Origin of the sequence: Porifericola rhodea (genome assembly GCF_030506305.1) — a bacterium.
Lineage (GTDB): Bacteria > Bacteroidota > Bacteroidia > Cytophagales > Cyclobacteriaceae > Catalinimonas > Catalinimonas rhodea.
Genome location: NZ_CP119421.1, coordinates 2,131,693 through 2,148,560 on the forward strand (window position 1 = coordinate 2,131,693; position 16,868 = coordinate 2,148,560).

The 16,868-nt window shown below is 40.0% G+C and carries 14 protein-coding genes and 2 tRNA genes; 6 read left to right on the plus strand and 10 right to left on the minus strand.

The window, feature by feature from the left end; genetic code table 11:
* Nucleotide 1: 1 nt before the first annotated feature.
* The 4 genes from PZB74_RS08775 to PZB74_RS08790 all read right to left on the minus strand — a co-directional run bounded on the left by PZB74_RS08775 (nucleotide 2) and on the right by PZB74_RS08790 (nucleotide 3,013).
* Entirely contained in the window at nucleotides 2-256 is a 255-nt protein-coding gene (locus PZB74_RS08775) for a hypothetical protein (RefSeq protein WP_302242206.1), read from the minus strand.
* Between the two features lie 114 nt (nucleotides 257-370).
* Nucleotides 371-446, minus strand: a tRNA-His gene (locus tag PZB74_RS08780).
* 73 nt (nucleotides 447-519) lie between these two features.
* Nucleotides 520-1,575 (minus strand): endonuclease/exonuclease/phosphatase family protein, encoded by a 1,056-nt coding sequence (locus PZB74_RS08785; protein WP_302242207.1) that lies wholly within the window; start codon nucleotides 1,573-1,575, stop codon nucleotides 520-522.
* A 103-nt stretch (nucleotides 1,576-1,678) separates the two neighbouring features.
* The gene (locus PZB74_RS08790) at nucleotides 1,679-3,013 is read right to left on the minus strand and encodes a dihydroorotase (protein ID WP_302242209.1); all 1,335 of its coding nucleotides are present in this window, start codon (nucleotides 3,011-3,013) and stop codon (nucleotides 1,679-1,681) included.
* 297 nt (nucleotides 3,014-3,310) lie between these two features.
* Between PZB74_RS08790 and PZB74_RS08795 the strand changes: the two genes are divergently transcribed.
* The gene (locus PZB74_RS08795; RefSeq protein ID WP_302242210.1) at nucleotides 3,311-3,862 is read left to right on the plus strand and encodes a hypothetical protein; all 552 of its coding nucleotides are present in this window, start codon (nucleotides 3,311-3,313) and stop codon (nucleotides 3,860-3,862) included.
* Here PZB74_RS08795 and PZB74_RS08800 read toward each other — a convergent pair whose 3' ends face one another.
* From PZB74_RS08800 to PZB74_RS08820, 5 genes are all read right to left on the minus strand, one after another.
* Nucleotides 3,863-5,038, minus strand: coding sequence for an AIR synthase related protein (locus PZB74_RS08800; RefSeq protein ID WP_302242211.1), 1,176 nt, complete (start codon nucleotides 5,036-5,038; stop codon nucleotides 3,863-3,865).
* A gap of 114 nt (nucleotides 5,039-5,152) precedes the next feature.
* On the minus strand, nucleotides 5,153-7,123 hold the full coding sequence (locus PZB74_RS08805; RefSeq protein ID WP_302242213.1) for a CHU_0125 family OmpA-like outer membrane integrity protein: 1,971 nt from the start codon (nucleotides 7,121-7,123) through the stop codon (nucleotides 5,153-5,155).
* 108 nt (nucleotides 7,124-7,231) lie between these two features.
* Nucleotides 7,232-7,738, minus strand: coding sequence for a hypothetical protein (locus PZB74_RS08810; protein WP_302242214.1), 507 nt, complete (start codon nucleotides 7,736-7,738; stop codon nucleotides 7,232-7,234).
* 291 nt (nucleotides 7,739-8,029) lie between these two features.
* Entirely contained in the window at nucleotides 8,030-8,842 is an 813-nt protein-coding gene (locus PZB74_RS08815; protein ID WP_302242215.1) for a (Fe-S)-binding protein, read from the minus strand.
* Between the two features lie 60 nt (nucleotides 8,843-8,902).
* Nucleotides 8,903-10,258 carry a 4Fe-4S dicluster domain-containing protein gene (locus PZB74_RS08820; protein ID WP_302242778.1) on the minus strand — a complete coding sequence of 452 codons (1,356 nt, stop codon included), beginning with the start codon at nucleotides 10,256-10,258 and terminating at the stop codon, nucleotides 8,903-8,905.
* A 77-nt stretch (nucleotides 10,259-10,335) separates the two neighbouring features.
* On the opposite strand from PZB74_RS08820, the gene PZB74_RS08825 reads away from it, so the two are divergent.
* Nucleotides 10,336-10,408: transfer RNA gene (locus PZB74_RS08825), tRNA-Phe, on the plus strand.
* Nucleotides 10,409-11,259: 851 nt separating this feature from the next.
* Here the strand turns inward: PZB74_RS08825 and PZB74_RS08830 are convergent.
* Complete coding sequence (locus PZB74_RS08830) at nucleotides 11,260-12,042, minus strand: pseudouridine synthase (protein ID WP_302242216.1); 783 nt, start codon at nucleotides 12,040-12,042, stop codon at nucleotides 11,260-11,262.
* A 280-nt stretch (nucleotides 12,043-12,322) separates the two neighbouring features.
* Between PZB74_RS08830 and fumC the strand changes: the two genes are divergently transcribed.
* The 4 genes from fumC to recJ all read left to right on the plus strand — a co-directional run bounded on the left by fumC (nucleotide 12,323) and on the right by recJ (nucleotide 16,853).
* The gene (gene fumC / locus PZB74_RS08835) at nucleotides 12,323-13,723 is read left to right on the plus strand and encodes a class II fumarate hydratase (protein WP_302242217.1); all 1,401 of its coding nucleotides are present in this window, start codon (nucleotides 12,323-12,325) and stop codon (nucleotides 13,721-13,723) included.
* Nucleotides 13,724-13,770: 47 nt separating this feature from the next.
* Nucleotides 13,771-14,427 (plus strand): Ezrin/radixin/moesin family protein, encoded by a 657-nt coding sequence (locus tag PZB74_RS08840; RefSeq protein ID WP_302242218.1) that lies wholly within the window; start codon nucleotides 13,771-13,773, stop codon nucleotides 14,425-14,427.
* Between the two features lie 128 nt (nucleotides 14,428-14,555).
* The gene (locus PZB74_RS08845; RefSeq protein WP_302242219.1) at nucleotides 14,556-15,125 is read left to right on the plus strand and encodes a hypothetical protein; all 570 of its coding nucleotides are present in this window, start codon (nucleotides 14,556-14,558) and stop codon (nucleotides 15,123-15,125) included.
* Nucleotides 15,126-15,146: 21 nt separating this feature from the next.
* On the plus strand, nucleotides 15,147-16,853 hold the full coding sequence (gene recJ, locus PZB74_RS08850; RefSeq protein ID WP_302242220.1) for a single-stranded-DNA-specific exonuclease RecJ: 1,707 nt from the start codon (nucleotides 15,147-15,149) through the stop codon (nucleotides 16,851-16,853).
* Nucleotides 16,854-16,868 lie beyond the last annotated feature (15 nt).

Below are 16,868 nucleotides of genomic sequence, written 5' to 3' on the forward strand. Positions count from 1 at the left end.
GCTACAGCAGGTCTTCTGGTAAAGAGATCTGGTCGGTATAAAACTTCATGCGGGAATGAGAGCTCTCCAGTAGATTGATTTTTTCAATCTTATCATCTTTATGGTTGTAGAACACTTCTACATAAAAGCCATGAAGAAGGTATAGATTTACCTTATAGTTGTAGTAACGGATGGCTACTACGAATGTACCCTCTCTGTACAAGACCTGGATCTTGCTTCTCAGCGATAAAGACATAAAGCGAGAGGAGGAGATCATTCTTTCCCGGATATAAAGCTGTAAGTTAATAATAAGCGCTGCGAGTTGCCAACTTCACAAAGGGCAACACAATATAACAAAAAAACCGCTTTTAATTAATTAAAAGCGGTTTTAGGGTGAAAGACGGGACTCGAACCCGCGACCTCTGGTGCCACAAACCAGCGCTCTAACCAACTGAGCTACAATCACCAGATTATGAGGCTACAAAAGTAGAAATACTAAGGCAGATTGCCAAATGCTGACATCCTTTTTGTAGAAAAATATTAAGGATTCAGACTATATTCTGCACGAATAGGAAAATGATCAGAATATGAGATGTCGCGGTAGATATTAAAGCTAGTTGCTCTGAGCTGCTTGCTATAAAATTGGTTGTCTATTCTTAAAAAGAATAACTTTCCATTATAGCTAAAACCAAAGCCATGCCCTGCCTCTTCAAAAGCATTAGACAAATGTTGTTTTAAAGTAAGGTATGTATAGCTGTAAGGTAAGTCGTTAAAATCGCCACAAACAATAACAGGATAGGGGCTTTGTAGGATGTGGTTTACCAGGTTATCTACTTGTTTGGCTCTTTCTACAAAGCCAAACCTAAGCTTTTTAGCAATGTTTAGATAGTTTTCTTTAGCCTGTTCAAATTCTCCAATCTTGTTTTCATCTATACTCATAGACTGAAGGTGCGTATTGTAAACCCTTATTGTATCCTCTCCGGTATTTACATCGGCGAATATAGCATGTTGATGTTTTGACTCCTCGTTTAGCACTTCTCCAGAATGAATTATAGGGAAGCGGCTAAAGATTGCCAGGCCAAATTGTGCTCCTATGCGATTAACAAACGCTGGCTTTACTACTACTGCATTATTGTTGGCTTGAGCTATTCTGCTAGTAGTATTAAATACCTCTGACTTATTGTCGTTGTAAAACTCCTGAAGACATTTTATATCTGCGTCATTCTTGGCAATCCAATTGACCATAGATTTACCAGGTGTATTCTTGTTTTGAAGGTATGCATAAGTGTTGAATACTCGGACATTATAATTGAGTACGCTTATATGTGTGCTATTCACTTCGCTCTTGAGGTCTGGATTATACGAAAAGCTAGATGATATATAAGGTGTACCTACGACTAATAGACATAGGTGCAAAAACAAAAGAGCATGAAAGCGGGTGATGAAGTAAAAGAGAAGCCCAAGGTTCATCAGCAATAGTATGGGTATGGCTAACGAAAAAAAACCCGTTATCCAGAAACTAGCAGGCGAAATATAAGGGCTTATGTAAGCAAGTAAGGTAAGCGTTGCTATTATAAAACTGAAAGCCTTGGTCAAAATAACTACTCTTTGTGGGTGTTAAATTAGTCGTCAGCAGGAGCACAATATAAACAATATTATTACGAATAAATTGCTTATGGAGCGATTCTACAGCAAAATATTAACGCTGAAAGTGTAGCCTCATTCCCAATTGAGAATCATTTATTTGTCCATTAATGTAGGCATGGTGTCCTGAAATCCAGGTATGCTTCACCTTAGAGGTAAAAGTCTGTCCTTCAAAAGGGGACCATCCACATTTAGAAAGAATGTTAGCTGGAGTTACCTGCCAGGGCTCATTTAAGTTAACCAGCACCAGGTCTGCATAATAACCTTCACGTAGATAACCTCTACGGTCTACTTCAAATAAGATGGAAGGATTGTGAGCAGCTTTTTCTACTATTTTCTCAAGTGTAATTTTACCCTGATGATACATCTCCAGTAGGGTAACCAGGCTATGCTGAACCAATGGCCCACCAGAAGGGGCTTTAAAATAAGTTTGTTGTTTCTCTTCTTTGGTATGTGGTGCGTGGTCAGTGGCAATTACATCTATGCGGCCGTCTAATACAGCTTTTAGTATCCCTTCTTTATCTTCTGCAGTTTTTACAGCGGGGTTCCATTTAATAAAAGTCCCCTTATCAGCATAATTACTGTCGTCAAACCAAAGGTGATGAATGCAGGCTTCAGAAGTAATTCTTTTTTTGCTCAGTGGGCTGCTATTCTCAAATAGCGTAGTCTCTTTAGCAGTGGAAATATGTAGAATATGTAGACGCGTATTATACTCTTTGGCAAGGCTTACTGCCAGTGAAGAAGATTTGTAGCAGGCGTCGGCACTACGAATAACAGGGTGCATTGCTATAGGCACATCCTCACCGTATTGCTCTTTAAAGCTCTGCATATTTTCACGAATGGTTTGCTCATCTTCGCAGTGCGTAGCTACTAGCATTTCTGCTTTTTGAAACACATTACGAAGTGTAGTTTCATTATCGACCAGCATGTTACCAGTAGATGAACCCATAAATACTTTGAGCCCACAAACTTCTTTAGGGTTAGTTTTAAGCACCTCTTCCAGGTTATGGTTAGATACCCCCATAAAAAAAGAATAGTTTGCTAAAGACTTGGCTGCACCCAGTTGATACTTTTCTTCCAGAAGTTTTTGTGTTAAGGTATTAGGTACTGTATTGGGCATTTCCATAAAGGAAGTAATACCTCCAGCTACTGCTGCTCTTGATTCTGTATACAATTCTGCTTTATGCGTAAGACCAGGCTCACGGAAATGCACCTGGTCGTCAATCAGCCCAGGCAGCAAATATAATCCTTGAGCATCTATGGTTTTGTCAGTAGGAAGAGAGCTTAAATCTTTATCAATTCTGCTGATAAACTTGTCTTCTATAAGCAGGTCTGCTTGATAGGTTTGACCTTCATTGACAAGGGTGGCGTTGAGTATCTTAGTTAGCATAGGCTGCGCAAGTTATCATTTTGGACTGGTATATTACATGAAAGTAAATAGAAAAAAAAGCGTAAAAGTATTATCTGTAATAAGTGAAAAATAGTGATGCCGCTGTTATTAGAGGTAATAAGACATTATGAAAGAATGCTAAGAATAAATGTTGTCTAAAAATAAAATTATAGTTGTTATTTAGCGTTTTCATTACAACAGCAAAATAAAATGTTGTTTGATATTACCATAAAATCTCAGGTAATTATACTTGTCTATTTTAAGCTAAAGTATATAATTTTAGTAACTTTGCGCGTAATGGTGAACCTTGATGTTACTTCTAGAGCCACTTATAGCTCTTCACCAAAGGCACACTTTGAAGAGCTACAAAAGGTACGTCAGACCTGGATATGGATGATACTGTCTATGGGTTTTGCCGGATTAGTGCTTATGGGTGCTCACCAGATTGTTTTCAAGCAAGCATTTGGCGAGAACTTACTAACCTTCTCTTCCATAGTATTTGTTGCTATCCTGCTCGCACTGCTTACAGTCTTTGTATACCAGTCTCATCTTATAACCAAGATAGACGATAAAGGAATTCACTATCGTTTTTTTCCACTTCATCTTCAATACCGTAGCATTCAGTGGAGTGAGATAGAAGAGGTACGAATAAGAGAATACGATGCGCTAAGCGAGTATGGAGGGTGGGGAATAAAGTTTGGTAGCCACGGCAATGCGTATACCGTTAAAGGTCGCTATGGACTTCAGCTAGAACTTACAAATGATCGCAAGATACTGCTGGGTACACAGCGACCCATAGAGTTAGAGCGCTTAATACTACAATTGCTCTATGATTATGAAGTGCACTAATTAGTGGTAGACAAATTCTCCATGCGCTCCTTTGATCGTAACCTGCTTCTGCTCCGATCGCTCGACTCTTCCAATTATTTTGGCTTCTACACCCAGACTTTCAGCAATATCAATAACAAGTTGTGCGTGCTCTTCTGAAAGATATACCTCCATACGATGTCCCATATTGAAAACCTTATACATCTCCTGCCAGTCCGTTCCGCTTTCTTCTTGTATAATTGAAAAAAGAGGGGGGGTATCAAATAGATTGTCCTTAATTACATGAAGGTCACCAATAAAGTTTAATACTTTGGTTTGCGCCCCTCCACTACAGTGGATAAGACCGTGAATATGCGGGCGTAGTTGATCCAGAACTTTTTTCATGACAGGAGCATAAGTACGGGTAGGAGCCAGTACAAGCTTTCCAATATCTATCTGTTCCCCCTCTGTAGTTGTAAAACTCTCTGTGAGTGCCTTGCTTCCACTATATACCAGTGCGTCGGGTACTTGAGGATCAAAGCTTTCGGGATATTTTTTTGCCAGCAAGTGGTGAAATACGTCGTGTCGGGCAGATGTAAGTCCATTGCTCCCCATACCGCCATTATAGTTCTCTTCATATTTGGCTTTGCCAAAAGAAGCCAATCCTACTACTAGGTCGCCAGCCTGAATATTTTCGTTGGTAATTACCTGATCTCGGCGCATGCGAGTAGTTACCGTGCTGTCCACAATAATAGTCCTTACCAGGTCCCCCACATCGGCTGTTTCACCTCCAGTACTAATAATTTCTACTCCATGAGAGCGGAGCATTTCCAGCACCTCTTCAGTACCATTAATGATAGCACTAATCACTTCTCCAGGAATCAGGTTTTTGTTTCTGCCTATAGTAGAAGATAATAGTATTGTATCCAGAGCTCCTACGCATATCAGATCATCAATATTCATAATGATTGCATCCTGTGCAATACCCTTCCAGACAGAGAGGTCTCCGGTTTCTTTCCAGTAGAGATATGCTAAGGAAGACTTAGTACCGGCACCATCGGCATGCATGATATTGCAATAGTCCGGATCGTTTCCCAAAAGATCTGGAACTACTTTGCAGAATGCATTAGGGAAAATGCCTTTATCCAGATTTTTTATAGCCTGATGTACATCCTCTTTAGATGCAGAAACACCACGCTGATCGTATCTTTCACTCATAGGTTTATTATTCGCTAGATTGCAAAGGTACAAATTGTAGCGTGAGGCTGAAATAAAAAAAGCCTGCTTAACGATATCTGATTAAGCAGGCAATTATATGAGTTATTTATTTAGCTAGTTTGAGGCGTCGGCGCGACTATTATCAACACGTGTTACTTTGAATTCGGTTCTACGATTGATCTCGTGTTGCTCTTCTGTCATCGCATTTTTAATTATTAATTGCTGCTCTCCATAACCTCGTGCAGTAATACGATCAGGCGAAATACCGCTATCTACCAGATATTGGACTGCCGATTCAGCCCTGCGTTGCGAAAGCTCCTGATTATAATCGTTTTCCCCTCTGGAGTCAGTGTGAGAGCTCAACTCTATACTAATTTGAGGATTATCTTCGAGAATTTTTACCAGTTTATCCAATTCTACCGCCGCTGCTGCCGTAATAAAAGATTGGTCAAACTCATAGTATATATTCTCTAATACAATAGCCTTGTCCAGTACAATTTTATTGAGCACTAACTTGGTTGTAAAAGTAGTATCTGTAACCATCTCTACCAGCTCTTCTTGTGGTATGGTTTTACCAACAGTACTAAATGGAACACGCGTAGTAAAGTACCCATCTTTTTCGCCGATAAGCTCGTAGTTCGTTCCTCCTTCTACCGGAAACTTAAATTTGGCATCTCCTCCAGAGTTTTTACTATCAATTGTGCTCCCTTCAGGGAAAGCAAGGCTAACCTTTACATCCTGTAGGTTGACCTCCTCTCCAGAATCCTCTTTCTCGGTAACTGTAATACCTGCTAAAAAATAATTAACTGTCTTAAGAGAGGGATCATTATTAACAAATGCATAGATATCATCATCACCCATACCTCCGGCGCGGTTAGAAGTAAAGTATCCATCTTTAATACTGGTGAAGGTCATTCCAAAGTCATCAGCAGTAGAGTTTACAGGAGGGCCAAGGTTTTCAATGCTTATCTGTCCATCCTTACGTATGGCAACAAAAATATCCAATGCTCCCATACTAGGGTGTCCATCAGAAGAAAAGTACAGTTTGCCATCATCGGTAACATAGGGGAACATTTCATTGCCGGGTGTATTGATGGTTTCCCCCATATTACGTACGCTGCTCCATCTACCTCCATTATCTACTCTTGCGGAGTACAAGTCAATACCTCCATATCCTCCCGGACGATTTGAGGCAAAATATAATGTACGACCATCACGGCTAAAGGTAGGTGTAGAGTCCCAGGCTTCAGGATCATTGATTGTCATAATTTCCGGGGTCGTCCACTCTCCTCTCTGATAACGGGAAATATAAAGATTGACATCACGCGTTCCCTTACGCTTTCCGCTATTGCCACGGGCAAAAACCATTGTTCTACCATCTGGTGAAAAAGTGATACAACCTTCGTTAATAATTTCATTGGCAAACTCTTCGCCCAGGGTTTGAGCCTCACTGATGAGTATATCTCCATTTTCTATGGGAGCACGAAATATGTTAGTAAAGCCAGTTCCGGTAGCTTTGTAAACCTTTTCGCTATTACGAGAAGAGGTGAAATAAAAAGAGCCTCTATGCACTGTAGGGGCGTATTCTGCTCCATCTGTGTTTAATACTTCTTTATTTTCTATTTCGTAATAGACATCTTTAGAGATAATGTTTCCTAAGCGATCTAAATTGTCTAGCTCCTGACGGGCCCAGTTAGTATACTCCAGAGTTGTATCTTCTGAGTATTCCAGGTATTCCTGCAACTGGGCTTTTGCCTGCTCATACTCTCCGTTTTGTTTGAGCGAGAGCGCATAGTGAAATACTGCAGATGTATCCGGAACACCATATTCTATGGCAGCTTCATAATAGGGGCGTGCTTCTTGCAGACGGTTGCTCAGACGAAAGGCTTCAGCAATCTTATAATTAGAAAGAGCTGTTTCTACCCCATTGTCTATAGCAACCTTATAATGGTCGATTGCTACATCATACTCACCACTTTCAAAACTGTTAAAACCTTTGATTAATGCTCTCTTGCCGGCATTACATGCACTTAGCATTAATAGCATAAGTACCAGGTAGTACAGGCCTGCAAAATTTTTCATCATAGCTTATTAAATGAATAGTAGTCAATCGCAATATAATATTGCTAGTTAATATGCTCAATAGTTTGCTCTCACTAGTAGAAACGCTGTAATCAGCCGTAAATTATGTGCTTATGCTGTCTTAAAGTAGCGGGAAAGCCAAGAGTCTTTTGCAGGAATTACCCAGCCTTTGTTCAACTCTTCTACATTCTTAACCAGATTGTTAAAGGTTAAAGTATCAGGAGTTATTTTTCCTTCTGTAATCTGCTTTTTTAAGGCAGTGGTTGATTCTACAAAAACCTCATTCTGGTATAAGAAGGCAACTTTAGTACGGTCAAAAAAGGAAAAACTTTCTCTTTCAGTACTAAACTTCTCTTCTAGCTCCTTTACTAGTGCTACTGAAGCATCAATCGCGCAACCACTCGCCTGATTATAATCCTCATTAACTGCAACAATAAGAAAGCGCTGGTGGAATATCTTAACAGAGGCCTGCAAAGGTTTGCCATGAGCAGACCAAGCTATCGCAAACTGTTGCCCAAGTTGCATGGCATAATTTTCTTCCGCCTGACTCAGTGGCCTACTTGCCTGATAAATCCATACACGAGCCTGAGATGGCATATCTTCAAAAGGAATATACATATTAATTAAGATTTGGGGCTTATAAAATGCTAAAATACTAATTCAAATTTATCAAAGACTTATTGTACTAATAACGTTTCATAAAGGACAACGTTTTTTGGAGATAAAAAATATAAGAAAGCGGCTGCGAAAGACCTATTGAATTGGGTGAAATTTAAGCTCTACAAAAGGAGGGGAAAGAGATAGCAAGTTATTTAAATAGGAGTCAGTTTAATGCTTACTAAAAATCAAAGGTAGAATTGGGAGGGCATTAGCAAAAAAGCCCACATTCAAGTGGGCTTGTGGTTGATTCTAAAGTTTCTTGTTTTCAGCAATGAGTTCCGCCAGGTCTTTTACCTGTACTTCAGCTTCTTTGTTTTTATTCTTAACGCCATCACTCATCATAGTCATACAGAAGGGACAAGCCACAGCTATAGTATTGGCTCCAGTAGAGAGAGCCTCTTCTGTTCTATCTATATTAACTTCTTTTTTGCCAGGCTCAGCGTCTTTAAACATTTGAGCCCCTCCCGCGCCACAACAGAAGCCTTTAGTACGGCAGCGCTTCATTTCTACCAGATCTGCGTCCAAAGACTCTAATACCTGGCGCGGGGCCTCATAAATATTGTTAGCACGGCCCAAAAAGCAGGAGTCATGATAAGTAATTTTCTTGCCTTTGAACGTGCCGCCCCCCTGCATTTTTATTCTCCCCTCATTTATGAGTTGTTGAAGAAATGTAGAATGATGAATCACCTCATAGTCTCCTCCCAGTTCGGGGTACTCATTTTTTATTGTATTAAAACAGTGGGGGCAGGCAGTAACTATCTTCTGAATGTTGTACCCATTAAGTACTTCTATATTTGTAGCAGCCTGCATTTGAAACAGAAACTCATTGCCGGCTCTTCTGGCAGGGTCTCCAGTACAGCTTTCTTCTGGCCCAAGTACTGCGAATTTTACACCTACCTCATTAAGTATTTTAACAAAGGCTTTGGTGACTCTTTTGTACCGATCGTCAAAAGAGCCGGCACAGCCTACCCAAAAAAGAATTTCTGGTTCAGTACCTTGAGCAGCCATGTCGGCCATAGTAGGCACATCTATGTATTTGGTATTTGAATTTACGTTTTCCATAACTTCCGCTAGTGTTTATAGCAATTACAGCTTACTTCATTAATTCTTAAAACTCTGAACTTACTCCTGCGCATTTTTTTCGTTACTGCTTGTTTCTCTTTTTAACTCATTGGCCCAGTTAAAACGGTCTGTCGGAGCAAATTTCCAGGGGGCAAAATTGTTTTCAATGTTAGAGAACATAGCATTCCACGAAGCTGGAGACTGAGCTTCTTCCATAGCTACGTACCTTCGGGTTTGCATAATAATAGAAAGCGGGTTGATGTTAATAGGGCAGGCCTCAACACAGGCATTACAAGATGTACATGCGTTAATTTCTTCCCTTTGGATATAATTGTCCAGTAAGGACTTACCATCCTCCAGGCCTTTGCCTCCTTTTTGCAAACTGAAGCCTACTTCTTCCGCACGGTCACGTGTATCCATCATAATTTTGCGTGGCGAAAGCTTTTTTCCTGTTTGATTTGCCGGGCATTCTGCGGTGCATCGCCCACACTCTGTACAGGCATATGCTCCCATAATATCTCTCCAGTCAAGATCGTTAATGTCTTTGGCTCCAAACCTGCCTACTTCTTCATCCGCACCATCACCAGTATCAGTTTGCGCTCCTAACATGATCTGTACCTCTTTAGTAACTGCAGGCATATTATCCATCTTGCCCTTGGGAGTTAAACGTGCATAATATGTGTTAGGAAATGCCATGAAGATATGTAGGTGTTTAGAATACGTAACGTAAACAGCAAAAGCTAATATTCCAATAATATGAAACCACCAGGCAAACCTTTCTATCATAACTAAAGCAGAGGTTGACATACCTTCAAATAAGGGAATGAGTAGAGAGCTGAAAAACAAAGTCCCCGTTTCAGGATAATGAGTATCAGGTCTGTCTTGTAAAATCTGGTCGATGGCATTCATGGTCAGGATAGCGAACATGAGAACAATCTCCACTATCAAAATGATGTTGGCATCCATCTTTGGCCATTTCGTAAGCTCTCGTGCCTGAAAGCGTTTGATGTTTAGCAAATTCCTGCGTATCAGAAATGCTACACAAGAAATAATAACAGCTACTGCCAGAAATTCAAAGATATTGATAGGAATAGTATAAAAGCTGCCAAGCGTTGGAGCAAAAATGCGATGAGTGCCAAAGATACCATCAAGCACAAACTCTAATACTTCTAAGTTGATAACTATAAAGCCCACATAAATTAGAAAGTGCAAGAAAGCAGGGATAATCTTCTTAAACATTTTTTGCTGTCCGAAGGCCACTAGCATCATGTTTTTAAATCTTTCAGAAGAATGATCATTATGCGTTTCCCTTCTGCCCAATAGGATGTTCTTTCTTATTCTGGTAATTCTCTGAAAGAGAAAATAACCGGCGATGGCAAGCACCAGAACAAAGGCTATCTGCTGAATTATACCAATCATGCTATTTTTTTAAATTTTTTATGCTTTACTATTGCGCTGCTAAAATAATTATTCTACTTTTGTCTCCTCGTTACGGTGATGTAGCTCAGTTGGTAGAGCATCGGACTGAAAATCCGTGAGTCGGTGGTTCGAGCCCACTCATCACCACAGGCCTTTCCAAATTTTGGAAAGGCTTTTTTTTTGTGTTTTTTTCTTCTTTCATATCAAAAGTTACGCATTTCATATAGAACCTCTCATCTAGTATCCAGACTAGACAAATATATGTAAATATAAAAATAGTATGCAAGCATACTATTTTGAATAACGCAATTATTTACGTCTTATTAAGGGTGAAATTTAACTATTGTTCGCAAAAAATGGTTTGTGTTCAAAAAAATGCATTTTCCCGTCTGGATCTAACACTTAGCTAAACCTACTCATTAAGAATAAATTTAGTGGAATAAGGCTATGTTTAGTACGGTGATATTGTTATAGTTAAAACCCGTATAAAATAAGTTATATGATAGAAAGAAGGTATTTTTCTGATGATAAGTAAAATTACATATGTATGTAAACCATCATTCCATATGAGGTAAATATTAGACAAGCACTTAACTTTGTAATAAGTCAAATGGAAAAGAGAAAAAGGAATTAAGGAGAAGTGAAAAAATCCGATTGGCAAACTAAACAATAAGAAATAGGTTAGGTTGTGTAGTATATATTAAAAGAGGCGATCCGGACAAGAGTTGAGATGATTGCCTCCTTTATTCTACTCGCAATTAACAATATAAAAATATAGGTTAGGTTGTGTAGTGTAAAAAGAAGTCATCTGCAAATAGACAGATGGCTCCTTTTCTTCTCTTCACATCTGGCAAAGAGATTAAAATTTTAGGTTAGGTTGTGTAGTGTATAAAAAGGGGCTGCTTGCTGTAGACAGGCGCCCTCTTTTTTTGTCTACGGTGCTAATATTCAAAAAAAATACTATTCCGCCAAATTTTTCTGCTTTCTATACTATTATTCTATCTTTTTAGCTGCTGTACCTCTTGAGGAGTTAAGTAACGCCAATGTCCGCGGGGTAGATCTTTTTTTGTCAAGCCAGCATACATTACTCTATCAAGGCGCTCAACTGTATAGCCAAGGTGCTCAAAAATTCTACGTACAATTCTGTTCCTTCCAATATGAATCTGAAGCCCAAGACTGGTACGAGTTTCATTTACCAGACCTATTTCGTCTACTTCAGCAACACCATCTTCTAGCTTTAAGCCATCCTGAATTTTCAAAAAATCCTCATCGGTAATAGGTTTGTCTATATCTACCTGATATAGTTTTTTTACATTATTAGAAGGGTGCGCAAGTTTGTCAGCCAGTTCACCATCATTAGTAAGGATTAAAAGACCAGTCGTATTACGGTCTAGTCGCCCTACAGGATAGATGCGTTCTTCGCAAGCATTAGCTACTAACTGCATCACCGTTTTTCTTTCCTCAGGATCGTCAGTTGTAGTTATATGGTTCTTCGGCTTATTCAGTAGTACATACACCAGCTTTTCTGGATTAAGTACTTTTCCCTTGTATACCACTTTATCGTTCAGCTTTACCTTGGTGCCAAGTTCAGTAACCACTTTACCATTTACCTTTATCTCGCCATCACTAATTAGGGTATCAGCTTCTCGCCGAGAGCAAACGCCCGCATTGGCTACATACTTATTGAGTCTGATAAGTTCATCCGCATTAGTTTTTTTAGGCGGATGCTCAGGAGCCTTTAGGGATGATTTTGCTTTATTAAATTTTCTTCTGGGTTTCATAAATAGTTTTTAGCCTCTTCATCAAAAAAATTGTATAGGGCTAACACCAAAATAAATATTCTGGTGCGTCTATAGGTTAATTTTGAGGATGTATAGGCAAATATAGTAAGTATTCCGTTAGTATATCAGTAGATAGTTTGGAGTATAAATGGGCTAACGTCCCTGAATTTTATTATAAGCCAAGCTGAAAATACGGCCAGGGTGCAACACTGAATAATTTTTATAAATTTGCTAGAAACCTAAAAACCGAAATTTTTTATCCTTTCAAGCACTATTACACATGGAATACAGAATAGAAAAAGATACGATGGGCGAGATACAAGTGCCCGCTGACAAATACTGGGGAGCGCAAACACAACGCTCAAGAGAAAACTTTAAGATTGGAGGTAGCGCTATGCAAATGCCCATGGAAATTATCCATGCTTTTGCAATACTTAAAAAGTCGGCAGCTGAAACCAATTATGAGCTTGGCGTACTGGAAAAGGAAAAGTATGAAATGATTGCCAAAGTTTGTGATGAGATTTTGGCAGGCGCACATGATGAGCAGTTTCCGCTGGTTGTATGGCAGACTGGTTCGGGTACCCAAAGCAATATGAATGTGAATGAAGTAGTAGCTAACCGAGCGCATGTGCTTATGGGTGGCGAACTTACCGATGCCAAAAAGAAAGTGCACCCCAATGACGATGTCAACAAGTCGCAATCTTCCAATGACACCTTTCCTACAGCTATGCACATTGCTGCCTATAGTATGATTGTAGAGCAAACCCTACCTAAGATAGAAAAACTAAGAAATACACTAAATGAAAAGGTGGCTTCTTTTGGTGATATTGTTAAAATAGGGCGTACTCACTTTATGGATGCAACACCTCTTAAGCTTAGCCATGAGTTTAGCGGTTATGTAGCCCAGTTGGATCATGCAATCCGTGCTATTAAAAATACTTTGCCTCACCTTTCTGAACTTGCGCTAGGGGGAACAGCCGTAGGAACAGGCCTCAATACACCTAAGGGGTATGCTAAGCTGGTAGCCGAAAAAATTGCTAAATATGCCGGACATCCTTTTGTTACAGCACCAAATAAATTTGAAGCATTAGCTGCTCATGATGCAGTAGTAGAAAGCTCAGGAGCGCTAAAACAGTTGGCTGTAAGCTTAATGAAAATAGGCAACGATATACGTATGCTGGCTTCTGGCCCTCGTTGTGGTATCGGAGAGATACTAATTCCTGCTAATGAACCGGGCTCATCTATTATGCCAGGTAAAGTGAACCCTACCCAGTGCGAAGCGCTAACCATGGTATGTGCCCAGGTAGTGGGTAATGATGCCGCAGTAAGTGTAGGTGGTATGAATGGGCAGTTTGAGCTCAACGTATTTAAGCCTATGATGATTTATAACTTGCTAAACTCAGCTCGCCTGCTGGGTGATGCCTGTGAATCTTTCAACGATAATTGCGCAGTGGGTATAGAGCCCAATACCGAAGTTATTAAGAAAAACCTGGAAAACTCTCTTATGCTGGTAACGGCCTTAAATACACACATAGGCTACGAAAACGCCGCAAAAATTGCCAAGAAAGCTTACGAAGAAGGAACAACCTTACGCGAAGCAGCAATTTCTTCCGGATTACTTACCAACGAACAGTTTGATGAATGGGTAGTGCCGGAAAATATGGTAGGAAGTTTGAAGTAAAACTTCGCTAATAAGCTAAGTGCTACTATCAACATACAATTATTACCATGAAGTATCTATGGATTGTAGCGCTTTTTCTCTTTACGATGACTGCAGTGCCTGAAGTGGTACAAGCTCAGGAGCTGTCTAAGAAAGAAAGAAAACGTCTTAAGAAAGAGCAAAAGCGCAAACTGAAAGAACTTAAGAAAATGAATCCGGCTGATTTCGATAAAATGCGAGAACAGCAGGAAGAGTTTAAAAGACAGGCCTCTGAGCTGCAAAGTGAAGTTACTTCACTTAAAAATCAGTCAGAAAGCAAAGACTCTGAAATTCGGCAGCTGAAAGATCAGACGCGTCGCCTGGAGAAGCAGCTCAATGAAGCTAAAGCTGCTCTTGAAGCAAAGCCTGAAGTAGAGCAGAATGTGCCTCTATCCAATGCCTACGACGAAGGCTTGATATTTAGAGTGCAAATTGGAGCTTACCGTGACAAAAACCTGGAGCAGTATCTGGACACCAGTGAAAATTTTAATGGTGAAACAGATGAGCAGGGACTTCAGATTTATACGCTTGGTAACTTTAGAGATTACTGGGAGGCTGACAAGTTTAAAAAGTATTTGAGAGCTATGGGCGTAGAAGATGCGTGGATTGTTCCTTACCGCGATGGTACACGTGTGCCTATCAAAGATGTGCTTGAAGATTTGCGCAGTAATCAGAGCAGCGAATAGCAGTTCTTATAGAAAAATCCATTCTGAGAGCGTATGTCAACTATTGGCATACGCTTTTTTTGTGTTGTATTATTGCACAAGGTTCGTCATCTTTATAAAATCAAATCAAACAAACCTCTACCTAAGACATGAGACTACTTCCTGCCCCTATCATATACATGATGCTATGTAGCTTATTCCTCTTTCAGTCTTGTAGCGAAGATGAAGATACTCCTTCTAGAAAAGAGATGCTTACAGGCACCTGGGCTATTCAGCAAAGCGACCTTACAAATTATAGTATTAGTGTAGGCTCAATAGTTTTTAATAAAGACAATATTAAAAGCATCTTTTCTGAAGACCAGATTAGTGAATATGAGCAAATTCTCAACGCTGCTGCAGAAGACCTCTTTCCTCAAAATTCAACAGTCACTTTTAACGAAGACAATACTCTAGGTTTTGATAATGGTGTCTCTGACCTACTGGAAGGTGAAACGTGGGCCTTACAATCAAATGAGCAGGAGTTAAATGTATCTGTTGATGAGACTAATGTCCAGAATATAGTGTTTTCGGTAGAAGAGTTAAGCAACGAAGCTCTTTCACTTGTTCTTACTATAAGCCAAGAGGAGGTAGAAAGTCTGGGGGATTTTAACTTTGAGATTTCAGGTGTAGAGATTCAGGACTTTACTTTAGAATACACTTTCGATTTTACAAAACAATAAATTTTCAAAAGTAGGGCTGTAATGGAGAAGCGGTGGGTATATCAGGACTCAGCAGAAGATGAAGCTGTCCAGAAATTAGCAAAAGAGATCAATGTGAATCCTGCATTGGCTAATCTGCTAATACAGCGGGGAGTGGACAATTTTGATGAAGCAAAAACTTTTTTCAGGCCAAACCTGAAAATGTTGCATGATCCTTTCCTGATGAAGGATATGGAGCATGCAGTAAACAGGCTGATTTTGGCTATGGAGAGGAATGAGAAAATCCTGATCTATGGGGATTATGATGTGGATGGTACCACTTCTGTAGCATTAGCCTATGGGTTTTTGCAAACTATATATGAACCTATAGAGTATTACATTCCTGATCGCTATAAAGAAGGTTATGGTATCTCTGAAGAGGGTATACAATATGCTGCTGAAAATGATTTTTCCCTTATTATTTCGCTGGATTGTGGCATACGTGCTGTAGGCCTGATCAATGAGGCCCGGAAAAAGAATATAGATTTTATCATTTGCGATCATCACCGCCCAGGCGATCAACTGCCTCCTGCTCATGCAATTCTTAACCCTAAGCAGGTAGGTTGTAGCTATCCCTTTAAAGAGCTTTGCGGTTGTGGTGTAGGCTTCAAACTTTTGCATGGCCTGTGTATCAGGCTAAAAAACCATCAGAAAAAACTTGCTGAATGGCTAGACTTGGTGGCTGTTGCCATAGCTGCTGATATTGTGCCTATTAATGGCGAAAACAGAATTCTTAGTTATTTTGGTTTGCAGAGGCTTAATGAGGCGGCTCGTCCTGGTCTTAAAGCCCTGGCTCAGCTTGCAGGCCTACGCAATGATATCAATATCGAGAATATTGTTTTTGGTTTTGCTCCGCGTATTAATGCTGCTGGACGTATGGAGCATGCAAAAGCTGCTGTACAACTGTTGCTTGCAGAAACGGATGAGCAGGCACTTAAAATGGCTAACGAGCTTAATGTGCAGAACACCGAAAGACGCGGATACGATACCCATATGACGCAGGAAGCTCTGGAGATGATAGAGCAGGAAGAAAAACTGCTTCAGGCTAAAACTACAGTGCTTTTTAAAAATGACTGGCATAAAGGAGTTGTAGGAATTGTTGCGTCTCGTTGCATAGAAAAATACTACCGCCCTACCGTTATTCTTACAGAGTCACACGGTAAGGCGTCGGGCTCTGCTCGCTCGGTAGATGGTTACGATGTATATGCCGCTATAGAAGCCTGTTCAGATTTGCTAGAGCAATTTGGGGGGCATAAATATGCGGCGGGGCTTACCATGCCTGTAGAAAATGTGCCGCTGTTTCAGCAAAAATTTGAAGAGACAGTAGCCCAGTCAATTAGCGATGATCAGCTAATCCCTCTGGTAAACATAGATACTAAAATTAATCTATCAGATATTACGCCTAAATTCTATAACGTAGTAAAGCAATTTGCACCATTTGGGCCAGGGAATATGCGGCCTATTTTTATGAGCGACTATCTGATGGTATATGGGTACCCGCAAATATTAAAGGAGCAGCACCTGAAGTTTAGTGTTAGGCAGGAGGGTAGCCAGAAAGTGTATAATGCTATTGGCTTTGGAATGGCACATTACTATGAAATAGTGCTGGAAGGCAAGCCTTTTCAGATGGCTTATAATGTAGAAGAAAACCATTACAATGGTAATACCAGCCTTCAACTAATGATTAGGGACATCAAACCTATGGAATAAAAAAAGGAGCTTAAT

What these genes read in the sequence shown, in the direction of transcription:
- PZB74_RS08775 (WP_302242206.1), bottom strand. Translation starts at nt 256, where the DNA reads ATGATCTCCTCCTCTCGCTTTATGTCTTTATCGCTGAGAAGCAAGATC.
- PZB74_RS08790 (WP_302242209.1), bottom strand. Translation starts at nt 3,013, where the DNA reads ATGCTAACTAAGATACTCAACGCCACCCTTGTCAATGAAGGTCAAACC.
- PZB74_RS08795 (WP_302242210.1), top strand. Translation starts at nt 3,311, where the DNA reads ATGGTGAACCTTGATGTTACTTCTAGAGCCACTTATAGCTCTTCACCA.
- PZB74_RS08800 (WP_302242211.1), bottom strand. Translation starts at nt 5,038, where the DNA reads ATGAGTGAAAGATACGATCAGCGTGGTGTTTCTGCATCTAAAGAGGAT.
- PZB74_RS08805 (WP_302242213.1), bottom strand. Translation starts at nt 7,123, where the DNA reads ATGATGAAAAATTTTGCAGGCCTGTACTACCTGGTACTTATGCTATTA.
- PZB74_RS08810 (WP_302242214.1), bottom strand. Translation starts at nt 7,738, where the DNA reads ATGTATATTCCTTTTGAAGATATGCCATCTCAGGCTCGTGTATGGATT.
- PZB74_RS08815 (WP_302242215.1), bottom strand. Translation starts at nt 8,842, where the DNA reads ATGGAAAACGTAAATTCAAATACCAAATACATAGATGTGCCTACTATG.
- PZB74_RS08830 (WP_302242216.1), bottom strand. Translation starts at nt 12,042, where the DNA reads ATGAAACCCAGAAGAAAATTTAATAAAGCAAAATCATCCCTAAAGGCT.
- fumC (WP_302242217.1), top strand. Translation starts at nt 12,323, where the DNA reads ATGGAATACAGAATAGAAAAAGATACGATGGGCGAGATACAAGTGCCC.
- PZB74_RS08840 (WP_302242218.1), top strand. Translation starts at nt 13,771, where the DNA reads ATGAAGTATCTATGGATTGTAGCGCTTTTTCTCTTTACGATGACTGCA.
- PZB74_RS08845 (WP_302242219.1), top strand. Translation starts at nt 14,556, where the DNA reads ATGAGACTACTTCCTGCCCCTATCATATACATGATGCTATGTAGCTTA.
- recJ (WP_302242220.1), top strand. Translation starts at nt 15,147, where the DNA reads ATGGAGAAGCGGTGGGTATATCAGGACTCAGCAGAAGATGAAGCTGTC.